Raw genomic sequence first — 23,647 nt, 5'->3', positions numbered from 1 at the left:
ATAGGTTTAGACCTCAAGAGCGAAACGAAGACCGGATGGAAAACAGCAACCTGCTCCTTATATACCTGGGTATTCTGCTGGCCTTGCTGAGCGTTGCCGCCTTTTTTGTCGTGCGCCAGGTGCTCAAGACCCGCCGCATTGAGGGTACCCTGTCGCGGCTGCAGTCGCGCCTGACTAAAGAAAAGGGCACCGCTCAGGAATACTACGAGCTGGGCAGTCTGCTGCTCGACAAAAAGCTCTACACCCAGGCCGCCCTGTACCTGCAGCAGGCCCTCAAACAGCTGGGCGATGACGAAGCCGAAAACGCCGCCGTAATTTACAATGCCCTGGGCTACTCCTACTTTGCCCAGGAGCAGTACGACCTGGCCATTCGCAACTATAAAGAAGCGCTGAAAATATCGCCTGAGTACGTCACCGCCCTCAACAATTTGGGCCACAGCTACGAACGTAAGCAGCTCACAGCTCAGGCCCTGGAGATGTATGAAACGGCTCTGTCCCTAGAGCCTAAAAACGCGACCTCCCGTCGTCGCGCCGACTCACTCAAAAAGCGCCTAGCTCCGTCGCCTGGAAAGTAGCGGCGATGCCGTGATAGGCACTAGGGGCTGTCAACAATTCACTGCTGCTGACCTGAAAATTTAGCGGTTACAGCCCCTGGCCTGTTTGGCTGGGTCGGGCGTGGCAATGCTGATGGGAGCAGGGCTGTAGCGAGAAGTGATGGATGCACCCTGGGATTTTAGCCATTGGCTATGAGCCCATGACCTAAAACCGCTGCTTATGGGGTATATAGAGATTAATGGTCACTCCATTAGGAGTGACTAGCTATACCCGTGAATCTACCGCTTTTTGACTGTTATTGTTGCTCATGGAGTGGTTTATGCGCCTCGACGACTCTAGTGATTTTGGATCGCAGTTTTTCTCGACCCTGGTGGCGATCGCGGCCCTAGCAGCGGTTGCTTTTATTGGTTGGAAGGCCTTTGATACCTGGCGGTCTGACCCTGCTGTAGAAGGTATTCAGCAGATTTTGCAGCAGCAAAAGTAGCTTTATAGAGGCCCCTCAGTGGCTCTCTTGCCTAACTCTGCCTGATATCCCCCCTGCCTGGTAGGATGTGGGGGTTCTGTCTAGTGCCGTTTTTATGCCGGAGTTGACCGGGCTGCCCAGCCGAGCCGATGCTGCCGTCTACCGCATTCTCGATGCCAACCTGGATCGAGCAAGGGAGGGGCTGCGAATTATTGAAGAATGGTGCCGCTTTGGGCTAAACAACTCGGGCCAAACAGAGCGGTTTAAGCAGTTGCGGCAAACCTTGGCTCAGTGGCACGCCCCCGAGCTGCGTTTGTGCCGCGACACCCCCGGCGACCCTGGCACAGCCCTCACCCACCCCCAAGAGGCTGAACGCGCCAGCATTACAGCGGTGCTGCAGGCCAATTTTTGCCGGGTGCAGGAGGCGCTGCGGGCTCTCGAGGAATATGGCAAGCTCTACCGTGCCGACCTGGCAGCGGGGGCCAAGGCCATGCGCTACCAGGTTTACACCCTGGAAAGCGAAATCTTGGGCGGGCACCGACTACAGCGACTGCACCAGGGGCTGACCTACCTGGTAACGTCCCCCAGCGATCGCCTGCTGCCCATCGTTGAGGCGGCGCTGCAGGGGGGCATTGCCCTGGTGCAGTACCGCGACAAGCACACCGATGACCACCTGCGACTAGAGCTGGCTCAACAGCTTAAGGACCTGTGTCACCGCTACGGAGCCCTGTTTTTGGTCAACGATCGCGTCGATTTGGCCCTGGCCGTCGAGGCCGACGGTGTGCACCTGGGGCAAACCGACTTACCCATCGCCACGGCCCGTCAGCTTCTGGGCAGCCAGCGGATCATTGGCCGCTCGACCACCAACCCCGACGAGATGCAGTGCGCGATCGCCGAAGGGGCTGATTACATTGGCGTTGGCCCCGTGTACGCGACCCCAACCAAACCTGGTAAAGCCGCTGCTGGTCTGGAGTACGTGCGCTACGCCGCCGAGCATGCCACGGTGCCCTGGTACGCGATCGGCGGCATTAACACCGAAAACTTGAGCGAAGTGCTCCAGGTTGGGGCTGAGCGAGTAGCGGTCGTGCGGGCCATTATTGAGGCCGAAAACCCCACCCTCATTGCCCAGTATTTCGTTGCTCAAACTAACCACCGCCACACCTTTCACACGGTCGCAGCACCCGTTGGTTAACCCTAACCCTGCCTGTGGGAGGCGATCAATGGTCTTGAAGCATAAGGTTTAAGGCGCTGAGTTTCGGGCCTTAGGCCGTTCCTGACCCCCAACCCTAACTTTTCTCCCTTCCCTTTCTGTGCCATGTTTGACCCCAGTGCCGATACCTTTTCCGTTCTGGTCAATGGAGAATCGCAATCGTGCCGGGCTGGCACGTTGTTACCTGTGTTCCTAGAGTCTTTGGGCCTCAACCCACGCCTAGTGGCGGTGGAGTACAACGGTGAAATTCTTCACCGGCAGCTGTGGGAGTCTACTCGTCTGCGTCCCAATGACAAGCTGGAGATTGTTACCATCGTAGGCGGCGGATAGGGCGGGTCATCAATTCTGGCCCAAAAGCCTGAAGAGTTAGCTTGCCACGGCTGACCCAACCAATAAGCTAGGGGCTGATGTCCTCTGATTCGAAGCTATGGGACGGACAGTTGATAACGGCCCCTAGCAGCTTTTAGTACGGCTTTCCGCCATTAATTTACGTCTTTTGGCAACGGCAGCCAGGGCACTTCGCGTTAAATTAAAGACATAAAACACCCACGTTAGCACTTCGGTTGTACTCGATGGTTAAACAATTCTTTCAACGCCTAAAGCCGTTTCTTAAGCCTCTGATGGCTGTCGTCTTGGCCGTGGTTTTGGTCTTTGGTACCGCCGATGGTGCCTGGGCTGCTGCGGGTGGACGAATCGGTGGCGGTAGCTTTCGGGCCCCTGCCCCTCGCATGAGCCCTACCCCTCGCACCTATGCTCCCGGCGGCGGTGGCTACTACCCTGGCGGTGGCTTTGGCTTTCCCTTCTTGTTTCCCTTCATTGGCATTGGGGGCGGGTTTGGTGGCCTGTTCACCCTGCTGATCTTTATTGCGATCGCCAATGTGGTGGTGCGCGGCCTGAGGGGCGCAACCGCTGGCGACGACTACGATTATGCGGCCACGGGCGGCAGCAACCCTCCCGTATCGATCGCCAAACTGCAGGTGGGCCTGTTGGCCGAGGCTCGCGGTTTGCAAGACGACCTCAACCGACTGGCAACCACTGCCGACACGGGCACCTCCCAGGGCTTAGCCAAACTGCTGCAGGAGACTACCCTGGCTCTGCTGCGCCACCCCGACTACTGGGCCTATGCCACCAGCGAAGACAAGCAAACCCTCCTGCTCAGCGCCGAGCAAGAGTTTAACCGCTACACGCTCTCGGCCCGCAGCCGGTTTAGCGCCGAAACGCTTTCCAACGTCAACAACCAGCTCACCCAGGCTGAAATTCAAGCGAAGCTGCCGGGTGACGCTGACCAGGCTCCTGGGGAGTACATTTTGGCTACCGTCGTTGTGGCGACCCAGGGCAAGCTCGATCTGCCCGATATCTACTCCTCCGCTGACCTGCGTCAGGCGCTTAGCCAAATCGGTGCGGTCTCTGGCGAAAACCTACTGGCCGTGGAAGTGCTCTGGACGCCGCAGCAGTCGGGGGAAACCCTAAGCGGTGATGAGCTGATCGCTCAGTACCCAGAGCTGAAGCTGATTTAGATCCTTTGAATTACAAGCGCTATGAAAAAGGCCCCTTGGTTAACAAGGGGCCTTTCTTTAGGAGTCTGCGGTAGCCGGTGGCTGAGCGGAGTCGAAGCCACCGGCCAAGCTCAACGAAACCAGTTTTGGAGAAGTTCGGGCGATCGCCACAGCAAATATCCCGCCAGGCCAAAGGTGCCGGTAATTAGCCCCGTGGCCACGTAGCCAAAAATCATCATCACCCCGTCGGCTTCGAGGGTGGCCACCACAAAGATCAAAATGCCGACGGTGGGGATGGGATTAGTCATAGGGATCGGGCTCATCAGCAACAGGGTCAGCCAGCTAATGCAGACGCCATTGATGTGCCAAACTGAGCGGTTATTGGCTAGCCCAGGCAATCGGGGCCGCACAAACCGTTCGGTCACCCGCGTCACCCGCTTTAGGTTGCTCAGCACGGTTTTGGCCAGCACCGCCGGGAACTGAAACTGAGCTACTCGACGGGGCAGCCAGGGCGATCGCCGCCCTACCGCCATCTGCAGCGACAGCAGCAGGCAGGCCGACCCCAAAATGGTGGTAAACCCCGGCGGCATCGGGAACAAAAACGGCAGCACTAGCAGCCCAATCACCAGGCAAAAGCCCCGCTCGGCGGTTTCACTGAGTACGTGGGCCAGGGTCAGCGGCTGCTGGGCAATGCGCTCTAGCAGGGCTTTGATCTCCTGGGAAAAGCGGGGCTGGGGAGAGTCAGAATCCATAGGGGTGAGAAAATTAAGCGGGATTAGAGCACGTGTTTAGACCCATTGGGCAAGCCTGGCTGCTTGCGCTGTAAATTCAGCTGAATCACCAGTTTTTCGGCCTCTAGCCAGGCAAACATCAGAGCGCTGAAACCAAAGCAAATGGCCAGTTCTACCGCCGATAGCGGATGCAGCCCAAAAAACTGCGCCAGGGGGGAAACGTACAGTAACAACACCTGCAGTCCAGTGGTGAGCAAAACCGCACCCCACACGTAAGGATTTGACAAAGGATTGAGCTGGGCTGTTAAGCGGGTGTCTGAGCGGGCCGCTAGGGCGTGGCCCATCTGGGCTAGGCACAGGGTAGTGAATACCATAGTCTTCCAGGTGTCGGGGTGGCCGGGGTAGCCGGGGGCGGTGGTATAGCGGTAGGCCCAGCCCATCAGCCCAATGGTGAGCACCGCCAGCAAAATGCCCACCCGCACCATGTAGGAGCCGAGGCCGCGGGCAAAAATGCTCTCGCGCGGGTTGTGGGGCGGACGCCGCATGACGTTAGGTTCGGCAGGCTCCATGGCCAGGGCCAGGGCGGGCACGCCGTCGGTGACCAGGTTCATCCATAGAATTTGCAGCGGGCTGAGGGGCACGCCGCCCAGGCCCATGATGGGGGCGGCGGCGATGGTGAGCACTTCGCCAATGTTGCTGCCCAGAATGTATTTGATGAAGCGGCGGATGTTGTCGTAGACCACGCGGCCCTCTTCGGTGGCGGCGACGATGGTGGCAAAGTTGTCGTCGAGCAGCACCATATCGCTGGCCTCTTTGCTAACGTCGGTGCCGGTAATGCCCATGGCAATGCCAATGTCGGCCTGCTTGAGGGCGGGGGCATCGTTGACGCCGTCGCCGGTCATGGCAACAAATTCGCCTTGCTTTTGCAGCGCCTGCACAATGCGGAGCTTGTGCTCGGGGGCGACACGGGCGTAGACGCTGACCTGGGGAACGGTGCGCTCCAGTTCCTCGGGGGAGAGGTGGCTCAGCTCGCGCCCGGTCAGAATGGTGTCGCCGGGTTGGGCAATGCCTAGGGTTTCGGCGATCGCCCTAGCGGTCAGCGGGTGGTCGCCGGTAATCATTACCGGGCGAATACCGGCCCGCCGACAGTCGATTACGGCGTCGCGTACTTCGGGGCGGGGGGCATCGAGCATGCCCACCAGACCCAGCCAGATCAGGTTTTGCTCCTCGGGTTCTAGATTGCCGCTGGGGTTGACTACGTTTGTGGGCTTCATCGCGAGGCCCAGCACCCGCAGGCCGCTGGCGGCCATGGCGTCGTTTTGGGCCAGAATAGCCTGCCGCTGGGCCTCGGTAAGCGGTTCGGGCTGCCCCTCGCCCTGGCTGGTGCTACAGCGTTCTAGCACCAGTTCGGCGGAACCTTTGGTGAACAAGACCTGGGGGGCTAGGGGCCAGGCGGCACGGGCCTGCACCACAACGCTCATGCGCTTGCGCTCTGAGGTAAAGGGCACCTCGCCGATGCGATCGCTCTGCTGCCCCAGCGTCGCTTGATCAAACCCACCTTTGCCCGCCACCGCCAGTAGGGCACCCTCGGTGGGGTCGCCCAGCAGGGTCCAAATGCTGCCGGACTGGCTGAGGGTGGCATCGTTGCACAGGGCGCAGGCCATCAGCAAGGCCTGGAGGGCCGGGTCGGCCTGGGGGGCGATTGCCGTCCCGTTTTCTAACAGGTTCCCCACGGGGGCATAGCCTTCGCCCGTGACCTCGTACTGGTGATCTACGGTCTTGACCTGCTGCACCACCATCTTGTTTTGAGTCAGGGTGCCGGTTTTGTCGGAGCAGATGGTGGTGACGGAGCCTAGGGTTTCTACCGCCGGCAGTTTGCGAATCAGGGCGTGGCGGCGCACCATGCGCTGGGTGCCCAGGGCCAGGGTAACGGTGATCACGGCGGGTAGGCCTTCTGGCACCACGGCGACCGCCATGCTGAGGGAGACTTCTAGCAGCTCGTCAAACAGGCTGAGATCGCCGGTGCGCAGCAGCCCCGCCGCTACCACCAGAGCCACCAGCACCAGGGACCCGGTTACCAGCACGTTGCCCAGCTGGGCCATGCGCTGCTGTAGGGGCGTAGGCTTAGACTCTACTGACTGAATCAGGGTAGCAATGCGGCCTAGCTCGGTGGTCATGCCCGTTTGGGTAACCAGCACGGTGCCGCGCCCTTGCAGCACTTCGGTGCCCTGATAGACCAGGTTGAGGCGATCGCCTATGGCAGACTCTTCCTCTAGAAGCAGCTCTGGCTGCTTAATCACCGCCTCGGCTTCGCCGGTCAGGGCGGCTTCGCGCACCTGCAAATTGGCAGCGCTCAGCAGGCGGCCATCGGCGGGCACCTGTACCCCTGCTTCAATCAGCACAACGTCGCCCGGCACCAGGGCTTTGGCGTCAATTTCTTGCTCCTGGCCCTGACGAAGGGTGCGCACTCGGGGGGAGGTCATGTTTTTGAGGGCGGCCAGGGCTTTTTCGGCTTTGCTCTCCTGCAGGTAGCCCAGCAGACCGTTGAGCAGCACAATGGCAAAGATCGCGATCGCATCCTTGGGAAAGCCCCCCTCTCGCAGATCGAGCACCAGCGACACCAGGGCCACCGCGATCAGCATCAGCAGCATGATGTTTTTGAACTGGTCCCACAAAATTTCCCAGGGGCTGCGGGTGGCTCCCTCCTGAAGCTCGTTGGGGCCGTAGACCTGCTGCCGATGCTCAGCTTCGCTGGGGCTTAGCCCCTGGGGGCTGCTTTCTAACAGCGCGATCGCCTGTTCAGGGTTGAGGGTGTGCCAGAGGGTAGTAGGCGCAGGGGCGGCAGCGCTTTTGCTGGGGAGAGTACTGTGGGCCACGGTTAGAATTTACCTCAAAAAAATCGAGTGCTACTATTCGAGAGTGCCTAGCCCTCATTTATAGCACTAAAAAATAGTGCTACGCCGTTACGATGCTCAATCCGTTTGTGCCCCAGTCGCTGATTTGTCGAGAAAGCGAGCTGGATCAGGTCTGCGCCCTGCTGCGTCGAGACAGCGATTTTGTGGTGGTCGGAGTACCGGGCATTGGTCGCCGCACTCTGATTCGCAATGCTGCCCGCCAGGAAAAATCGCGCTGCCTCGAAATCGATCTGCTGCGTTGCCGAAATGCGGGTCAGTTTCTGCGTTTTTTGGCCGACGGTATTGTAGGTGCGTTCTCAGAGCCGAAAGAAATTGCCCAAATTCAGCAGTGGAGCCTGAATCAGCCCCTGAGCGTCGATTCCACCTTGGGTTCTGAGGCGCGGCTGGTCTGGCCCAAAACCCTGGGCAAAGAATGGCCCCTGTTTGAGGGCTTGCTGGCGCTGCCCCAATACCTGGCGGAATGGCTCGATTGTCAGGTGGTGATTATGTTTCACAACTTTCCCCACATTCGCTCGTGGGATCGGCAGGGCCGATGGGAAAGTTATCTGCGCCGGGAGATTGAGCACCAGAGCCGGGTTAGCTACGCTTTGATTGCCACAGTGGCCGAACCCTGGATGACTGCCAGCCAGCTCCCGGTGATTGCGCTCACTCCCCTCAGCGATCGCGACCTTCAACCCTGGACCATTAGCACCATGGCCACGGCAGGCCTCAAGTTTGACCCCGAAAGCCAGGCCCTGGAGCTATTTCTCAGTTACGTTCAGGGTCACATGAAAGATGCCATTACCCTGGCCCAGCGCCTCTGGCTAAACTGCAGTGCGATCGCCTCGCCAACGCCAGAGCTGATTCAGGCGCACCAGGTGCACAGCACTATGCTGGGCCTGGCGCAGGATATGGCGGTTGTCTTCGAAGCGCTGCTGCTGCTGCTGCCCCCCACCCAGGCCCGCGTGCTCGAAAGTCTGGCCCTTGACCCCACCGATAGCCCCCAGTCCAGCGCCTATATTAAAAAACACCAGCTCTCTCGCGGCGGCGGCCTGCAGGGCGCGCTCACCAGTCTGGAGCAAAAGGGCCTGATCTACGGCCCTCAGTTTGGCTACCGAATTGCGCTACCGCTGCTCGATTTTTGGCTCCGGCAGCGGCTGCGATAGGGGGTTGGCTTACAAATCTTCGGTGGTGGTTACCAACTCAAAGCAGCCCGATACCGAGGCGGGAATGGTGCGGGGGCGATGGCTAACGGCATCGACGAACACCCACTCGGTGGCACCAGTGGCGAGCACGGCCTCGTCGCTGAGGCGCAAAAATTTGTACTGACGAGTGCTGCGGGCTTTGCGCAGGGTGGTGACCCAGGTGGTGAGGCGCAGGCGATCGCCCCCAAAGGCGGGGCGCAGGTAGGTAATCTGGTGCGACCTGGCGACCCAGGTGGCCCCCAGAGTCCTGGTTTCGGCGGTGCAGCCGACGCTGGTGGCGTGGGCGATCGCGACGTCCTGCATCCACTGCACGTAGGCGACGTTGTTGACATGGCCGTTACCGTCGACAACCTCAGTCGGCACAACAAACTCACGGTGGTAGAAGGCTTTCATAGAGTGGCCGAATGGACGGGAGGGCAGTGTTGTTCAGTGATGGCTAATGTACTACCCAAGCTACACCAGACTGGTGAAATCGCTATTAGAACGTGGGGAAATTTGCTGGGCGGTGGCGATCGCATCTAAAGTGAGCCGCAGGCCAGAAACGGAGCTAGGTCAAGGCCTGACTGCTATACCTTTGCAACGGATGGGCATACCCTTAGTCACAACCCATCAACCCTACCGTTTGCAGTAGGGCCGCTGTCGAAACATCGAAACGAGCATCGTTGGCTCTTCTCAGCGGCTCTTCTCAGCATAGACAACCCAGGTATTTCGCCCCTTTCTTTTTGCTATATAAAGAGCTTCATCAGCTTGATCAATTAGGTTATGAATCGTACTCTCAGAATTTGGAACTTGGACGGCGATACCCAGGCTGACTGTGACAAACGGTGTTGGTGGGGGAAAAGGTTCTGGCACTGAGATCGCTAGTTTTTGGACCGCTTGCTGAATGTTTCTAACAATGTGGGTTGCCCCCTGGTGATCGGTCTCCGGCAAAATGACGGCAAATTCTTCGCCGCCGTAGCGGCACAGTTCGTCTACCGGCCGTTGAAGAACATCTTTAACCGCTTGGGCAATCGACTGGAGACAGCGATCGCCCGCTAGATGACCAAACCCGTCGTTGAAGCGTTTGAAGTAGTCAACATCGATCATGATCAGGGCAAGGGGCTGCTGATTCCGCTGTAATCTGGTCCACTCCTGCTCAAGTTTGCTGTTAAAGTACCGCCGATTGGGAACTTGGGTCAAAGCATCTAAATGGCTGAGCTGTTCGAGTTGGCTATTGACTACTTCTAGCGATCGCACCGTTTGGGTCAGCTGGTCAGCCTGACTTTTGATCTGAGCCAGCATAGAGGCATGTTCTAAGGCAACGGTAAATTGGGCCGCGAGTTGACGAACAAACTGCAGATCGGAGGCTATCCAATCCCGTGGGCCACGGCACTGATGAATACACAGCAAACCCCACAAAACACCGCGCTGCGTCAGCGGTATGATGATTTGAGCCTTGACCTGAAATTTTTCGAGAATTGAGATATGACAATCAGACAGGTTAGCGCTATAAACGTCGCTTAAAACCTGCATTCGCCCCTTTTGATAGTTAACAGCGTACCGTTCACCAAAACATCGATCTTGGATTCGAACGGCGATCGCTGAGTCATATTCGGGTAAAACATTCTCTGCCACAAACTCCCCAGTGCAGTAGTGGCTACCAGCTTCAAACTGAAAAATACCGACGCGATCGGTTCTCAAAACCTTTCGCACTTCTTTAACAGTAGTTTTGAATAAAACATCTAAATCCAAGGATTCTCGAATTTCAGCGATAAGATTTAGCAAAATTTCTTGCTGATCGCTAATAGCCTGAATCTCTTGGGCCTTTTGATGGGCCTGGGCCAGTAGATTGGCTTGTTTGACGGCAAACCCAAGCTGGGTAGCAACTTGAGACAGAAATTGAATCTCCAGCTCTGTCCAGTGTCGAGGCCCAAAATGCTGGTAGGCTCCCAAAATACCCCACAGCTTCTGGCCTACAAAAATAGGAGCTGTGGCAAAAGAGTTAATATGATACTGAATTAAGATGTCGAGATGGCACTGGGACAGGGTGCAGTTGTGGACATCATCTATAAAAAAGGGCTCGTTGCGGGCATAGCGTCCTCCTTTGTGGTCTTGCAGGTAGGTGTCATCCCAAACAGTCTTTTGATCCCAAACCTCATCCCAACTGGGCTCTGAGAATTCAAAATCATGAACGAATTCTCCGCCCCAATTATCATCAAAACGGTAGACCGCTATTCGATCGGTTCGCAACAGCTTGCAGGTCTCTTTGGTCGTTGTTTGAAAAATAACATCTAGATCTAAAGAGGCTCGAATTTTGCTGATTACTCGATACAGAGATTGCTGCTGCTTTTCACGACTTTGAAGTGTTTGCTGATAAGCCTCTACCTGAGCCTGCAGTTGACGGCGACTAGGAACCCGAGAAAAACGATGTTTGAAATAGTGAAGCCATTCAACAAACCACATTTTATTTGTTTTTGTTAAGAAAGTGCTTTACGAGTTCGGATGAGCCACATTTTATAATGGCACTTGAGCACTACTCCCATGTAGGTTAATCCTGATCAAGGGGAAACTCGCCCCATATTTTTGTAGGGGTAGTTAGGCCGAAATTTGTCATCCTAATATCACTGCGGAGATCGATTGGGTTGAAAAATGTCAGCCTAATGCCTTATGGAAGCGTTTGGGTGCGAGAAATTTAGTATACCCACCTCATCATTAATGGGTAATGAGCGCGTAGATTCTCTTCATAATTGTAAGCAACGGCTTTGTTAAGGCGCTTGTGTACCCAATTGTGTCTTTGTGTGGATGGTGATACAAGTAGTGGCCCGCCGTTGGCAAGAGTAGGGAGAATCGTCCCTCTGGCGTGACCACCCTAGAATAGAACCAGCGCTATTCTCGGCAATTTTATGGCGAAACTCTGGCCCTATGCCACCCCCGGCATTCCCGACCATTTGTTTGAGCAACTGCCTGGCATTCCCCTCAGCAGTCGGGAGGTGCGGCTGCTGCTGCTGGGCTACCTGCGGCTCAAACCCAAAGATGTGCTGTGGGATATTGGCGCGGGCACCGGCACCCTGGCGATCGAGGCGGCGCTGATGATTCCGGCGGGCAAGGTGGTGGCGGTCGAGCGCGACGAGGATGTAGCTGAGCTGGTACGGCGCAACTGCGATCGCTTTGGTCTCTCCAACGTGCAGGTGATTCAAGGCAGCGCCCCCGACTGCCTGGGCAAACTGCCCCACCACCCCGACTGCATCTTTGTGGAAGGGGGCCGCAACCTTAGAGAGATTTTGCTGGCCGCCTGGGACTACCTGCCGTCGCTGGGACGAGTGGTGGTGACAGCGGGCAACCTCGAAACCCTCTACGTGGTGTCAGAGACCTTCGCCCACCTGCGCGTGCGCAATATCGAAGCTGCCCAGCCCGCCGTCAACCGATTGGAAACCAAGGGCAACTACCAGGTGTTTACAGCCGTGGACCCAATCTTCATTCTCAGCGGCGAAAAATACGAGTGATGCCTTGTTTGAGCAATGCGCCTTGAAACCTGGTGTGCTCCGCCGGGAGCCACCAGAACCGACCCACAAATCGCAGATAGGTTACGGAATCCGCAAAAACTAGGCTTCTAGCACTCTCTGAATCCGGCGCTCTAGCTGGTCGAGGTCGAGTCCGCCCTCGTCGCGGCTGATGCGGCGCACCGTCGAGTTGACCTTCGACAAATCCTCGAGCAGGTCGGTCAAAATCTCCTGCTGCTGCCGCGACTGAATGACTTCTCGCGGCTCCTGCACTAGATCGCGCACGATGGTGTCTTCTGCCCGAGATGCCACAACCGGGTCGGTGTGCCCTTCTAGATACACAAAGGTTCGTCGTCCTGGTCCGCGCTCTTCCTCGACTGGCTGAAGCGATGTCACCTGGTCCGATCGCACATATTTGCCAAAGCCTAAATGTACCAATACCGACGACTGAATCTTCATACTGCTAACTACGTCTACTACCGTTATATTCCTATGATAAATAGCTGGCAGAATCCCTAGAAGCAAGGTTGTGAGAGGATTCTACGGTATTTTAGGTAGGGGTTTACGCGGCGGTTTTAGCGGTGGCAGGCTGCCCCCAATTTGCTGGGGCAGAAGAGGATAAAACCTTGGCGATCGCCGCATCAGACCTGTTGCTAAACTCAAGGCAAAGTTGTCTATGATTCCAACCTTAGAATGCCTCATTCAATGCTGCATCCCAGCCGCCACGTATGGGATTTTTGGTACCACTTCGATCGCAAAGCCAAGCTCTTTCACATTTTTTATCTAAATGCCGATAGGGCCTTGGTTTCCTCTAGCCAGCATCACTTTGCCTCTGCCGTAGGCCATGCGACCACCCCAGATTTTGACAGTATTGATTGGGGCGACGAAGACAGTTTTAGCATTCTCAAGCCGTCCCCAGACCACTGGGCAAACACCTCGATTTGGAGCGGCGATGTCATTGAAGTTAAAAACGGCTATTTAATGTTCTATACCTCCCGTGACGGCAGTCAAGATGACGGCCTGACGCAGAGTATCGGTGTTGCCTACACAGACGATTTATGGTCTACCCAGTGGCAGGTTCTCGACACACAAATTAAGCCAGGCTCTGTGTACCAAACCAAGAGCCTGAGCGGCGATTTAACCTTCCACGCTTGGCGCGATCCGTTTGTGTTTCGGTTGCCAGAGCAGAACCAAGCTTACATGCTGATCTCAGCTAAACTATCCGACGGTTCTATAGGCCACAATGGCGCGATCGCGGTCTTGCAAGTCGCCGATCAAGACTTCCCCAATGCCGTCAGTGGCAAGAGCGCATGGGAGTACCTGGCCCCCGCATCACAGCCCGGTTGTTACGCCGAAATGGAAGTGCCGCAGCTTTACAAACATCCCCAGGGTAGTCATGAACTTGTGTTTTCAACCTGGGCAAAATACGATTTTGCGCCGACCACAAATGGCCAAGGTGGCTTTCAGGGGCAAACCATTCCAGATCTCTTAGGTGCAACGCAAAGCGGGCTTACGTTTTCTCCATCTAGCCCAAACTTTCAGGTTCTACTGTCCGAGGATCAAAATCTCTACGCCTGCCGCATCGTTCCTGAGCTAGACGGCGAAATCATTGGCTTCGATAGTCAAGCGGGAGGCATTCGCCGCAGCGGTATTAAAACCAAGTTTGAATCAATGGACCGCGATTTCTCTGATGTGGTGATTGTGATCTAGCGATCGCGATTTTGAGCGTTGCTAAATGACGGCATGAATGGGGGTAGGGCGTAAGCGCAGCAACCTAAAGGCTTTAGAAAATACCTGTGGTTTTGTGGGATGGCTGTCTTGGCTGTCCAATTAGAACAGGCAAGATGCCCATCTCATCAGGAGCGGGAAGCCACTCCCACGTCTACACCCCCNCACYCMKCMCMSCTSMMTCCCCTTGCTCACCCCCCACTCAGCCCAGCTGACTATAGTAGGATCTGGGAATCCCTGCGCCAGCACCCCACCCAATGCAGAACTCCGGCTTTTTTCGCAGCGCTCAGCGGTGGTTGTTTCGCACCCCCGAGCGCGCCCTCAACCAGGCCTACGAAGCCGCTCAAATGATTGTGGCGATCGAGCGTGAGTACTTTGGTGGCAACCCCATCTCGACTCGCTACGGCAGCTACGGCGACAGCGCCATGGAGTATTTTCAGGGCGAGTTGAGAAAATACCTGAACTTGATCAAGGTGCGAATGGCCGAATTTCGGGCCAGCCGATCCATCGTGCGGGTCAGCGAATCGCGCGTTATGGAAGTAGATTTGCCCGCTTCTGAGGCCGACGAACTGGCCGTCAATGTGATTGACCAGCAGGCGATGTTTTTTCGCAAGCTGCGCCTAGTGGATGAAGTGCTGGCCCGCTACGCCAATCTGGATGCCAACCCTGAGCGGGTGATCACCCTCGCCAACGGGGGCAACGGCAGTCTGGAACCAGCCCCCTCGGCCCAGGTGCTGCGATCTAAAGCCAACCAGGCCCGGAGCGGCGGGGCAAATTTAGCCAGCCAGAATGGGGCCAAATCCCCTGTTGCCAACCCCCTCAACCCCGACGGTACGCGGGCAGCAGGCCTCTCCGATCGCGTTAACGTGCTGCCCCGATCGATTTTGCGCACCGTCGATCGCATCCGCCAAGACCTTGACCCCAACGCCGAGCAGGAGGTGGTGAAAGAGTTTCGCAACTCCAAATCAAAAACCACCGCGGCGATTCGCTTTGTGCTGCTGCTGGTGATTGTGCCGCTGCTGACCCAGCAGTTTACCAAAGCCTTTATTGTTGGGCCAATTGTTGATCGAATCCGGGCCGGGGGCGAAGAGGCCGAAGTCTTTCTCAATATCGAAATGGAAGAAGAAGCCCTCCACGAGCTACAGCAGTTCGAGGAACGGCTGCGCTTTGAAGTGCTGATCGGCAAAGCCCCCCCCCTATCAGAACTCAACATTGAGCAGCGAGTGCGCACCAAAGCCAGCGAGATTGAGGAAGACTACCGCGATCGCAGCGCCAGCGCCGTCAAAAACGTATTTGCCGACATCTTGGCTGCGATCGCCTTTGCCCTGCTGCTCATCTACCGCCGCCAGGACGTTGCCAACGTCAAATCCTTCATGGATGAAATTGTCTACGGCCTCAGCGACAGCGCCAAAGCCTTTATCATTATTCTCTTTACCGACACCTTCGTCGGCTTTCACTCCCCCCACGGCTGGGAGATCCTGCTAGAAGGCCTCTCCCGCCACCTCGGCCTCCCTGCCAACCGCGACTTCATCTTCCTCTTTATCGCCACCTTCCCCGTCATCCTCGACACCATCTTCAAATACTGGATTTTCCGCTACCTCAACCGCATCTCTCCGTCCGCAGTCGCCACCTACAAGACCATGAACGAGTAGCGAGTGGATGGGTAGGCGGGTGGGTGGATGAGTAGATGGGTGGATGAGTAGATGGGTGGGTGAGGAAGCTGGATGGGCAGAAAAGCGGCTGATTGCAGTTCCTTAAAGGCACATTCGCAGAACAGACGTTTAAACCGATGATCGGCCAGTCCTTTCCGTGAGGTCAAGGACGACGGAACGTCCTTGTCGACGGGGGTCTGGGGCCTGCGAAATGGCCCCAGCAGCGAATCTGGCTTTTGAACCCAATTGTGCGCCGCACTCCCTACAAGTCACCTTGGACGAATGGCATTTAACCCTACCTTCAGAAATACCGTAGAGATAAATATCAATTGCCTGCGAGTTATCTGGGCAAATGCCATTTGCCCCTACGGCGGCATGAAGCCCAACACCCTACCAATAGGCAGAGCACTATTCTCTCAGCACGAATTAACATTTCATAAAACTAAACTCGATTCCCGCCTCACCAGTGAGAGAATCTGCCCAGATCTAGGATGGCACTAGCTATTGATAGCTGTGATACCTACCCTATAAACAGTAGCTTGTTATGCTCAGGCCACCCCTCGGTAGGCTCTGGCTACTCCTGGCCGGGCGACTAGAGCCTCAAACCCATACTATTTGCTCTCCTCAGCCCTGTTAGCCCCTAAACTCTCAGGCCCTAAATTCTCAGGATATTACCGTGTTTGAGTACTTGCCCCCCCTCAACAACCACAACCTGCCCTACCCCGACACCATTCACCCCATTGTGGTGCACTTCGTCATTGCCATGGTGCTGTTTGCCGTCGTCTGCGACCTGATTGGCTTTTTGACCAAAAACTCTCGCCTGTTTGAGGTCAGCTGGTGGAATATGGTATTCGCCACCGTGTCCATCTTCATCGCCATTATCTTTGGTCAGATCGAAGCCGGTTTGGCCGAACCCTACGCCGCAGCAGTTGGCGATCTCAACTTGCACACCCTGATTGGCTGGTCACTCTCGGGCATCATTGCGGCCCTGACGGGTTGGCGCTACATTATTCGCATTCGTACGCCTGAAAAGCTACCTGCGGCTTACCTAAGCCTAAACGGTCTGCTATTTGCGATCGTTCTGTTTCAGGTTTACTTGGGCGACAAGCTGGTGTGGGTTTACGGGCTGCACAGCGAGCCGGTGGTAGAAGCTACCCGGGGAGGGTTGCTGTAATGATTGGTTTTGTTATCGCTGCGGGTGCTAACAACTTGCCCTACAGCATTCCTATTCACCCTAACCTGGTGCATTTGACGCTCGGTCTGTTTATTGTGGCGGTCGGCTTTGATATCGTAGGGGCACTATTTCCGTTAGAAAAACGGGTGTTTAAGTTTCTGGCGATTCCGGCCACCCGCTCTAACTTGTTTGATGTGGGCTGGTACAACATGCTGGCCGCCGCGATCGTTACCTTTTTTACCGTGGCCGCTGGTTTTTACGAAATTCTGCTGGCAGATATGTCGGTCGAAGGGGTCAGCTCCTGGGGGCTAGGCATTAAAGACACCATGGTCTGGCACGGTTTGGGGGGCGTACTGATTCTGACCTTGATTGTGGTTATGACCGTGTGGCGAGGATTTCAGCGCTATGTATGGCGGCAAGACCGGGCCCGACAGGTGCAGTGGAGCTATTTGCTGGTGGGCCTAGTAGTTTTTGCGCTGATGTTTGCCCAGGGTACGCTGGGAGCGCATTTGGGAGGTGATTTTGGAGTCCATGTGACGGCGGATCAACTGCTGCGATCGGGCGACAGCCCTAACCAGCTCTAGAGGACAACCATCGGGATATGACGACACAACACAGCCTTTCACCGCGCACCGTTGCTCTGCTGGTCGCCCTGGCGATCGCCGATGCCCTCATCAGTCTCTGGGTCGGACGCCAGGCCTACCTCTGGATGCCCCCCCAGGCCTCAGCCGAGGCCGTACTGGTCGACGATCTATTTGGCTTTTTGACTACCATTGGCAGCTTTATCTTTATCGGCGTCACCACTGCCCTGCTGGTAGCGGTACTGTTTCAGCGGGCCGACAAGTACGACACCAGCGACGGCCCCGCGATCGAGGGCAACCTGCTGGTTGAAATTCTCTGGACTACCATTCCGCTGGGGCTGGTGATCTGGATTGCCGCCTACAGCTACCAAATCTACGACAAAATGGCCATTCTCGGCCCCATGGAGCACATGAACCACGTGCCCAGCCTGGGCCTGATGCCTCCAGCGGAGGCCGCCACCCTGCCTGCGGTACCCGAGAAAACTCCAATCGAAGTCCACGCGCGCCAGTGGGCTTGGGAATTTTACTACCCCGATCAAAACATCACCAGCACCGAGCTGCACCTACCCGTCAACGAGCGAGCCAGGCTGGTGCTGACCTCTGAGGATGTGCTGCACGGGTTTTATATTCCCGCCTTTCGCATTAAGCAGGACGTGATCCCCGGCAGCAGCATCGATTTTGGCTTTACCCCCATTCGCGAGGGGCGCTACCGGCTGCGCGACTCAGACTACAGCGGCACCTACTTTGCCGCCAACCAGGGCACCGTGGTAATCGAGTCGGCGGAGGCCTACCAGCAGTGGCTAGCCGATGCCGCCGCCCAGCCCCTCACTGTGGCCGAGAATCGCGCCTTTCGTGAGTTCAGCAGGGCTGAGGAACGCCCGATTAGCATGGGCTGGAAAACCGTCGCCCCCGCCCCGCCCCCCCGTGTCAACTACGCCAGCGCTGAGGACAGTAGCTATGAGTAATGCGTCGATAGAGGCGATCGCCGCCAAGAGCGGTCAGCCCTTCCCCGGTGCGCCCAACAACTGGCAGCGCTTTTTCACCTTCAGCACCGACCACAAGGTGATCGGCATTCAGTACATCGTCACCGCCTTTGTATTCTTTCTAATCGGCGGGCTGCTGGCCATGGTGATGCGGGGCGAGCTGATCACCCCCGAGGCGGACCTGGTCGATCGCACCGTCTACAACGCCCTGTTCACCATGCACGGCACCATCATGCTGTTCATGTGGACGTTTCCGGTGCTCAACGGCCTATCCAACTACCTGGTGCCGCTAATGATTGGGGCGCGGGATATGGCCTTTCCCCGGCTAAATGCCGCCGCCTTCTGGCTGGTGCCGGTGTTTGGCACCCTGCTGATGGCCAGCTTTTTCGTGCCTGGCGGGCCGTCGCAGTCGGGCTGGTGGGCTTACCCTCCGGTCAGTTTGCAAAATCCTACCGGCAATCTGATCAATGGTCAGGTGCTGTGGCTGCTGGCGGTGGCCCTCTCGGGGGTGTCGTCGATTATGGGGGCGGTCAACTTCGTCACCACCATCTTTCGCATGCGGGCACCGGGCATGGGCTGGTTCAGAATGCCCGCCTTCTGCTGGACGGTGCTCAGCGCCCAGATGATTCAGCTGTTTGGGCTGCCCTCGTTGACGGCAGGGGCCGTCATGCTGCTGCTCGATCTAACGGCGGGCACCAGCTTCTTTGACCCGGCCAGAGGCGGCGACCCGGTGCTGTATCAGCACTTTTTCTGGTTTTACTCTCACCCAGCGGTCTACGTGATTATTCTGCCAATCTTTGGCACATTCTCGGAAGTTTTTCCGGTTTACGCCCGTAAACCCCTGTTTGGCTACAGGTTTGTCGTTGTCTCCTCGGTCATCATCACCGTGCTTAGCGCCATGGTGTGGGTACACCATATGTTTGCCAGCGGCACCCCCAGCTGGATGCGGATGCTGTTTATGTTCTCCACCATGCTGATCTCGGTGCCTACCGGGGTGAAGGTTTTCGCCTGGGTAGCCACGGTGTGGGGCGGCAAGCTGCGGCTCGACACGCCCATGCTGTTTGCCCTGGGCGGCCTGGTCTGTTTTTTGTTCGCGGGCATTACTGGCGTTATGCTGGGGGCCGTGCCCTTCGACATTCACGTCAACAACACCTACTTTGTGGTGGGCCACTTCCACTACGTGATCTATGGCGCTGCGGTAATGGGGGTCTACGCCGCCATTTATCACTGGTTCCCCAAAATGACGGGCCACATGTACTATGAGGGCCTGGGCAAGCTGCACTTTGCCCTCACCTTTATCGGCGTCAACCTCAACTTTTTTCCCATGCATCCCCTGGGGCTGATGGGTATGCCCCGACGAGTGGCTTCCTACGACCCTGAGTTCGCCTACTGGAACGTGATCGCCAGTCTGGGCGGCTTTTTGCTGGGTGTATCGACCCTGCCCTTTATTCTCAACATGATCAGTTCGTGGATACTGGGCAAGCGAGCCGCGGCCAACCCCTGGAATGCGATCGGCCTGGAGTGGCTGATTCCGTCGCCGCCACCGGTCGAAAACTTTGAAGAAATTCCGATTGTGGTGTCTGGCCCCTACGGCTACGGCTCCTACGAACCCCTAGTTGCCAACAACCCTGCTGGAGAGTTAAACAGTGAGCACCGCTAACCTAGACCCCACCCTCAATACCCACGGTACCCACGCCGCTGAGCACGAAGAAGAAGACCACCGTATGTTTGGTTTCATCGTCTTTTTGCTATCAGAAAGCGTGATTTTTCTGAGCTTCTTTGTGGGCTACACCGTCTACAAAACCAACATTACCGACTGGCTGCCCGCTGGGGTTGAGGGCCTGGAGGTGCGCGAACCGCTAATTAATACCATTGTGCTAGTGTCGAGCAGCTTTGTGATCTACTTCGCCGAGCGGTTTTTGCGCAACGAAAATCTCTGGGGCTTTCGTGCCCTTTGGCTGTTGACTATGGCCATGGGCAGCTTCTTTTTGTACGGCCAGGCGGTGGAGTGGATGGGGCTGCCCTTTGGCTTTACCGACGGCGTGTTTGGCGGCACCTTCTACCTGCTGACCGGCTTCCACGGCCTGCACGTCATGACCGGCGTGCTCCTTCAGGGCATTATGCTGGGGCGATCGTTTTTGCCCAACAACTATGCAGGTGGCGAATTTGGCGTAGAAGCAACTTCTTTGTTCTGGCACTTTGTAGACGTCATCTGGATTATTCTGTTTATCTTGATCTATGTGTGGCAGTAGGGCGTTCTCCGAGAACCAAGGTTTTCCTGTGCTTTCTCAGCTTGCCCCCAGAACCCTGGGATCTACTCAAGCCTTCGTATTGATAAAAGCCCTTATGCCTGCAAAGGATATTTACCACAATGCAGTCAAATCTGCCCTAATTAAAGATGGATGGACAGTTACCCAAGATCCTTTGAGTTTACGCATAGGGAAAAAAGACTTATTTATTGACCTGGGTGCTGAAAAGCTGCTGGCGGCGCAGAAAGGCTCAGACAAAATTGCTGTTGAAATTAAAAGCTTTGTTGGCCCTTCGGAAATCCGTGATTTAGAAAATGCCCTAGGCCAGTTCGTTCTTTACCAGAATGCCTTGAGTCTTACCGAACCAGATCGAACCCTGTACTTAGCGATTCGAGAAGCGGTGTATCTCGATTTGTTTGAAGAAGAAATTGGCAAAATGCTTTTAGAGCGAAACGTTATAAAACTCGTGTCGTTTAACCCTGAGCAGGAGCTAATCACTCGATGGATACCTTAGACGGCTACCGCCAAATCATTCGCGCAGTTTTGAGCCCCTACACCCATCTCGCCTACGCCAATGTCGATGTCCGCAATCTTGCCGCCTTTGATGCTGACACTGACCAATACATCATTCTCTCTGAGGGCTGGAATGGCCAACGCCACCACCACGGCTGTCTGATTCATATTGAAATTCGTAATGGCAAAGTTTGGGTACAACGCGACGGTACTGAGGACGGCATCGCCACCGAACTGGTGGCGGCAGGAATACCTGAAACAGACATTGTCCTCGGATTTCAAGAACCTTCGGTTAGACCCCACACAGGGTTTGCAGTAGCATAGCAGCGGTGTACTGCGCCTTCTCAATCCAGCCCCGATCGTAGACCAGTTTATTCTCCTAGCCCCCAGTGAGGATTCTGCCATGATTATCGATGACCAGCACTACGACGTAATCATTGTCGGCACCGGAGCCGGGGGTGGTACTCTGGCTCGCAAACTGGCATCGTCGGGCAAGCAAATTTTGCTGCTGGAGCGGGGCGATGCCATGCCCCTGGAGGAGCAAAACATCAGCGATGTGGATATTTTTCAGAAGCAGCGCTACCACGCCCCCGAGCAGTGGTACGACGAGAATGGGGAGCCGTTTACGCCGCAGATGAAGTATGCAATCGGCGGCAACACCAAAATCTACGGGGCGGCTCTGCAGCGGATGCGGGAAAGAGACTTTGAAACGGTGAACCACCAGGACGGCACTTCGCCTGAGTGGTGCCTCAAGTACAGCGATTTTGAGCCTTACTACAGTGAGGCTGAGGCGATGTACCAGGTGCATGGCCAGAGTGGCGTAGACCCAACAGAGCCGCCCCGCAGCGATGATTTTGCCTACCCGGCGATCGCCCACAATTCAACCATTCAGCCCGTGGTAGACGGCATCGCTCAGCATGGCTGTCACCCCTACCCGCTGCCCATGTCGCTGTCGCTGCGGGAGGATGACCCCACGGGCGATGCCGAGGTGTTTGGGGTAGCCCCGGCAGTAGATTTTGGCAATGTTACGCTCAAGACCTCGGCCCAGGTGACGAGCGTTTTGACCAATCCTTCGGGGACGGCAGCTAGGGGCGTGCAGGCCACTATTAACGGTCAGCCCTACTTGTTTTTGGCCGATATTGTTGTGCTGGCCTGCGGGGCGATTAACTCAGCGGCCCTGCTGCTGCGATCGGCTAACGAAAAGCACCCTAACGGGTTGGCCAATCGCTCTGACCAGGTGGGCCGCAACCTGATGAAGGTGCAGATGAGCTCAATTGTCGAGGTGACGGCCCAGCCCAACTCCGGCAAGTTTCCGCGCTCGGTGGGGGTGAATGACTACTACTGGGGCGATCGCCAGTTTGACTACCCCATGGGCCATATTCAAAATATGGGTGGCGTACTGCAAGACGCTATTTTTGCCGAGTCGCCGCCGGTGCTCTCGCTGGTGACCAAGTTTTTGCCCAACTTTGGGCTGAAGCAGCTGGCAACGCGATCGATCGCCTGGTGGGCCATGACTGAGGTGCTGCCCGACCCCAAAAACCGGGTGACGGTCAAAGACGGCAAACTCTCGGTAGCGTTTACCGCCAACAATGCTGAGGCCCACGATCGCCTGGTGTACCGCTGGCTTGACGTGCTTAAAGCAGTCGAAAAGGACAGCAATCTGTTCTCGCGATCGGGCCTGCACCCGCGCGGCGAGGTGCCCCTATCGGTGATGGCTTACCAGTGCGGCACCTGCCGCATGGGCACCGACCCGGCTAGCTCGGTGCTGGATATCAACTGCCGCGCCCACGAGCTAGACAACCTCTACGTTGTCGACAGCAGCTTTATGCCCTCCAGCGCCAGCGTAGGGAATGCCCTGACGGTGATCGCCAACGCTCTACGGGTCGGTGATCACCTGCTGGAGCGGCTGAAATAATTAACCGCTCAGGAGCATGGATTAAATGTGGGATAGCCGTCTCGGCTGTCCACGGTCAGGCAGAATACCTAACCGACAAAACTGGAAATCATAAAATTTCTATCCCTAGGTGACTAAGGTAACTGTGCCGGTATCGAGGTCATAGCGGGCACCCACCACTTGGAGTTGGCCCGACTGCTGGCGATCGCGCACTAACTGCGATCGCATGAGCTGATCCATCTGGTAGCGCACGTTGGCCGACACCGCGTTGTCTACCGCATTGCCCGGCTGCCCTTTGACCTGAGCGATCGCTGGCAAAATGGCGTCGACAAACGTACCGATCTGACCTGGCAGAGAGCCATTTTCGACGGCCGCCGTCACCGCGCCGCAGCGCTCGTGGCCCAGCACCATCAGCAAGGGTGTACCCAGCAGTTCTACCGCGTACTCAATGCTGCCCACCACCTCTGGCGTGGCAATATTACCTGCTACCCGCACGTCAAAAATGTCGCCCAGACCCTGATCAAAAACGATCTCGGCGGCTACCCGCGAGTCAGCGCAGCTGAGCACTGTCGCAAAGGGATGCTGGCCCTGAGTTAGCTCTAACACGCGCTCCTCTGACTGGTCGGGATGCTCTAGATGGTGCCCCGTAAACCGTTGGTTGCCGTCTAACAAACGTTTCAAAGCCTGCTCAGGGCTTAGGGATGACGGCTCTAAAGACGCTGCCGCCGCCGATTTGGTTGGCCAGATAGCTGGCCCCAATGCCGCTAGCCCCAGCAGTCCACCCCCAAAGGCCAGTACCCGGCGGCGACCGACGCTTCCATTTTGCTGATCCATAACTCC

23 protein-coding genes are annotated in these 23,647 nt (G+C 56.6%); 17 read left to right on the top strand and 6 right to left on the bottom strand.

Going from position 1 to position 23,647, the window contains the following annotated elements:
* Positions 1-35: 35 nt before the first annotated feature.
* The 5 genes from IQ265_RS18040 to IQ265_RS18020 all read left to right on the top strand — a co-directional run bounded on the left by IQ265_RS18040 (position 36) and on the right by IQ265_RS18020 (position 3,745).
* Positions 36-575 (top strand): tetratricopeptide repeat protein, encoded by a 540-nt coding sequence (locus IQ265_RS18040; protein WP_194056107.1) that lies wholly within the window; start codon positions 36-38, stop codon positions 573-575.
* A gap of 287 nt (positions 576-862) precedes the next feature.
* Positions 863-1,039, top strand: coding sequence for a hypothetical protein (locus IQ265_RS18035; RefSeq protein WP_194056106.1), 177 nt, complete (start codon positions 863-865; stop codon positions 1,037-1,039).
* A gap of 94 nt (positions 1,040-1,133) precedes the next feature.
* Complete coding sequence (locus IQ265_RS18030; RefSeq protein ID WP_194056360.1) at positions 1,134-2,210, top strand: thiamine phosphate synthase; 1,077 nt, start codon at positions 1,134-1,136, stop codon at positions 2,208-2,210.
* Positions 2,211-2,333: 123 nt separating this feature from the next.
* On the top strand, positions 2,334-2,558 hold the full coding sequence (thiS, locus tag IQ265_RS18025) for a sulfur carrier protein ThiS (RefSeq protein WP_194056105.1): 225 nt from the start codon (positions 2,334-2,336) through the stop codon (positions 2,556-2,558).
* Between the two features lie 242 nt (positions 2,559-2,800).
* Positions 2,801-3,745 carry a DUF1517 domain-containing protein gene (locus IQ265_RS18020; protein ID WP_194056104.1) on the top strand — a complete coding sequence of 315 codons (945 nt, stop codon included), beginning with the start codon at positions 2,801-2,803 and terminating at the stop codon, positions 3,743-3,745.
* Positions 3,746-3,855: 110 nt separating this feature from the next.
* Here the strand turns inward: IQ265_RS18020 and IQ265_RS18015 are convergent, their stop codons facing one another.
* Together IQ265_RS18015 and IQ265_RS18010 are read right to left on the bottom strand one after the other, a co-directional pair.
* On the bottom strand, positions 3,856-4,476 hold the full coding sequence (locus tag IQ265_RS18015) for an exopolysaccharide biosynthesis protein (protein ID WP_194056103.1): 621 nt from the start codon (positions 4,474-4,476) through the stop codon (positions 3,856-3,858).
* 23 nt (positions 4,477-4,499) lie between these two features.
* Positions 4,500-7,331, bottom strand: a complete 2,832-nt coding sequence (locus tag IQ265_RS18010) for a cation-translocating P-type ATPase (RefSeq protein WP_194056102.1) — start codon at positions 7,329-7,331, stop codon at positions 4,500-4,502.
* Positions 7,332-7,423: 92 nt separating this feature from the next.
* On the opposite strand from IQ265_RS18010, the gene IQ265_RS18005 reads away from it, so the two are divergent.
* On the top strand, positions 7,424-8,515 hold the full coding sequence (locus tag IQ265_RS18005) for an ATP-binding protein (RefSeq protein ID WP_194056100.1): 1,092 nt from the start codon (positions 7,424-7,426) through the stop codon (positions 8,513-8,515).
* Positions 8,516-8,524: 9 nt separating this feature from the next.
* On the opposite strand, the gene IQ265_RS18000 is transcribed toward IQ265_RS18005, so the two are convergent.
* Entirely contained in the window at positions 8,525-8,947 is a 423-nt protein-coding gene (locus IQ265_RS18000) for a thioesterase family protein (protein ID WP_194056098.1), read from the bottom strand.
* Positions 8,948-9,226: 279 nt separating this feature from the next.
* Positions 9,227-10,996 carry a diguanylate cyclase gene (locus IQ265_RS17995; RefSeq protein WP_194056096.1) on the bottom strand — a complete coding sequence of 590 codons (1,770 nt, stop codon included), beginning with the start codon at positions 10,994-10,996 and terminating at the stop codon, positions 9,227-9,229.
* Between the two features lie 440 nt (positions 10,997-11,436).
* On the opposite strand from IQ265_RS17995, the gene cbiT reads away from it, so the two are divergent.
* On the top strand, positions 11,437-12,036 hold the full coding sequence (gene cbiT / locus IQ265_RS17990) for a precorrin-6Y C5,15-methyltransferase subunit CbiT (RefSeq protein ID WP_194056094.1): 600 nt from the start codon (positions 11,437-11,439) through the stop codon (positions 12,034-12,036).
* A 99-nt stretch (positions 12,037-12,135) separates the two neighbouring features.
* Here cbiT and IQ265_RS17985 read toward each other — a convergent pair whose 3' ends face one another.
* Entirely contained in the window at positions 12,136-12,492 is a 357-nt protein-coding gene (locus IQ265_RS17985) for a hypothetical protein (RefSeq protein WP_194056092.1), read from the bottom strand.
* 246 nt (positions 12,493-12,738) lie between these two features.
* Between IQ265_RS17985 and IQ265_RS17980 the strand changes: the two genes are divergently transcribed.
* The 10 genes from IQ265_RS17980 to IQ265_RS17935 all read left to right on the top strand — a co-directional run bounded on the left by IQ265_RS17980 (position 12,739) and on the right by IQ265_RS17935 (position 22,828).
* Positions 12,739-13,743 (top strand): glycoside hydrolase family 68 protein, encoded by a 1,005-nt coding sequence (locus IQ265_RS17980; RefSeq protein WP_228038065.1) that lies wholly within the window; start codon positions 12,739-12,741, stop codon positions 13,741-13,743.
* 275 nt (positions 13,744-14,018) lie between these two features.
* Complete coding sequence (locus tag IQ265_RS17975; RefSeq protein WP_194056088.1) at positions 14,019-15,413, top strand: proton extrusion protein PcxA; 1,395 nt, start codon at positions 14,019-14,021, stop codon at positions 15,411-15,413.
* A gap of 676 nt (positions 15,414-16,089) precedes the next feature.
* Positions 16,090-16,587 carry a DUF2231 domain-containing protein gene (locus tag IQ265_RS17970; RefSeq protein WP_194056086.1) on the top strand — a complete coding sequence of 166 codons (498 nt, stop codon included), beginning with the start codon at positions 16,090-16,092 and terminating at the stop codon, positions 16,585-16,587.
* Positions 16,587-17,171: a DUF2231 domain-containing protein gene (locus tag IQ265_RS17965; RefSeq protein ID WP_194056084.1), complete on the top strand. Its 585-nt coding sequence runs from the start codon at positions 16,587-16,589 to the stop codon at positions 17,169-17,171. The genes IQ265_RS17970 and IQ265_RS17965 overlap by 1 nt, the downstream gene beginning before the upstream one ends.
* 17 nt (positions 17,172-17,188) lie before the next feature.
* Positions 17,189-18,133 carry a cytochrome c oxidase subunit II gene (locus IQ265_RS17960; RefSeq protein WP_194056082.1) on the top strand — a complete coding sequence of 315 codons (945 nt, stop codon included), beginning with the start codon at positions 17,189-17,191 and terminating at the stop codon, positions 18,131-18,133.
* The gene (gene ctaD / locus IQ265_RS17955) at positions 18,126-19,811 is read left to right on the top strand and encodes a cytochrome c oxidase subunit I (protein ID WP_194056080.1); all 1,686 of its coding nucleotides are present in this window, start codon (positions 18,126-18,128) and stop codon (positions 19,809-19,811) included. Before IQ265_RS17960 ends, ctaD begins: the two co-directional genes overlap by 8 nt.
* On the top strand, positions 19,798-20,403 hold the full coding sequence (locus IQ265_RS17950) for a heme-copper oxidase subunit III (protein ID WP_194056078.1): 606 nt from the start codon (positions 19,798-19,800) through the stop codon (positions 20,401-20,403). The genes ctaD and IQ265_RS17950 overlap by 14 nt, the downstream gene beginning before the upstream one ends.
* A gap of 94 nt (positions 20,404-20,497) precedes the next feature.
* Positions 20,498-20,914, top strand: coding sequence for a XisH family protein (locus IQ265_RS17945; protein WP_194056358.1), 417 nt, complete (start codon positions 20,498-20,500; stop codon positions 20,912-20,914).
* Complete coding sequence (locus IQ265_RS17940) at positions 20,902-21,237, top strand: XisI protein (protein ID WP_194056076.1); 336 nt, start codon at positions 20,902-20,904, stop codon at positions 21,235-21,237. Before IQ265_RS17945 ends, IQ265_RS17940 begins: the two co-directional genes overlap by 13 nt.
* Before the next feature lie 79 nt (positions 21,238-21,316).
* A complete protein-coding gene (locus IQ265_RS17935; RefSeq protein ID WP_194056075.1) occupies positions 21,317-22,828 on the top strand; it encodes a GMC family oxidoreductase in 1,512 nt (503 codons plus the stop codon).
* Between the two features lie 105 nt (positions 22,829-22,933).
* Here IQ265_RS17935 and IQ265_RS17930 read toward each other — a convergent pair whose 3' ends face one another.
* The gene (locus tag IQ265_RS17930; RefSeq protein WP_194056074.1) at positions 22,934-23,641 is read right to left on the bottom strand and encodes a carbonic anhydrase; all 708 of its coding nucleotides are present in this window, start codon (positions 23,639-23,641) and stop codon (positions 22,934-22,936) included.
* Between the last annotated feature and the right edge of the window lie 6 nt (positions 23,642-23,647).

The sequence above is a fragment of the Nodosilinea sp. LEGE 06152 genome (assembly GCF_015207525.1).
Taxonomy (GTDB): domain Bacteria; phylum Cyanobacteriota; class Cyanobacteriia; order Phormidesmidales; family Phormidesmidaceae; genus Nodosilinea.
The sequence above is the reverse complement of the archived record's forward strand: the minus strand, read 5'-3'. Positions and strand labels throughout refer to the sequence as shown.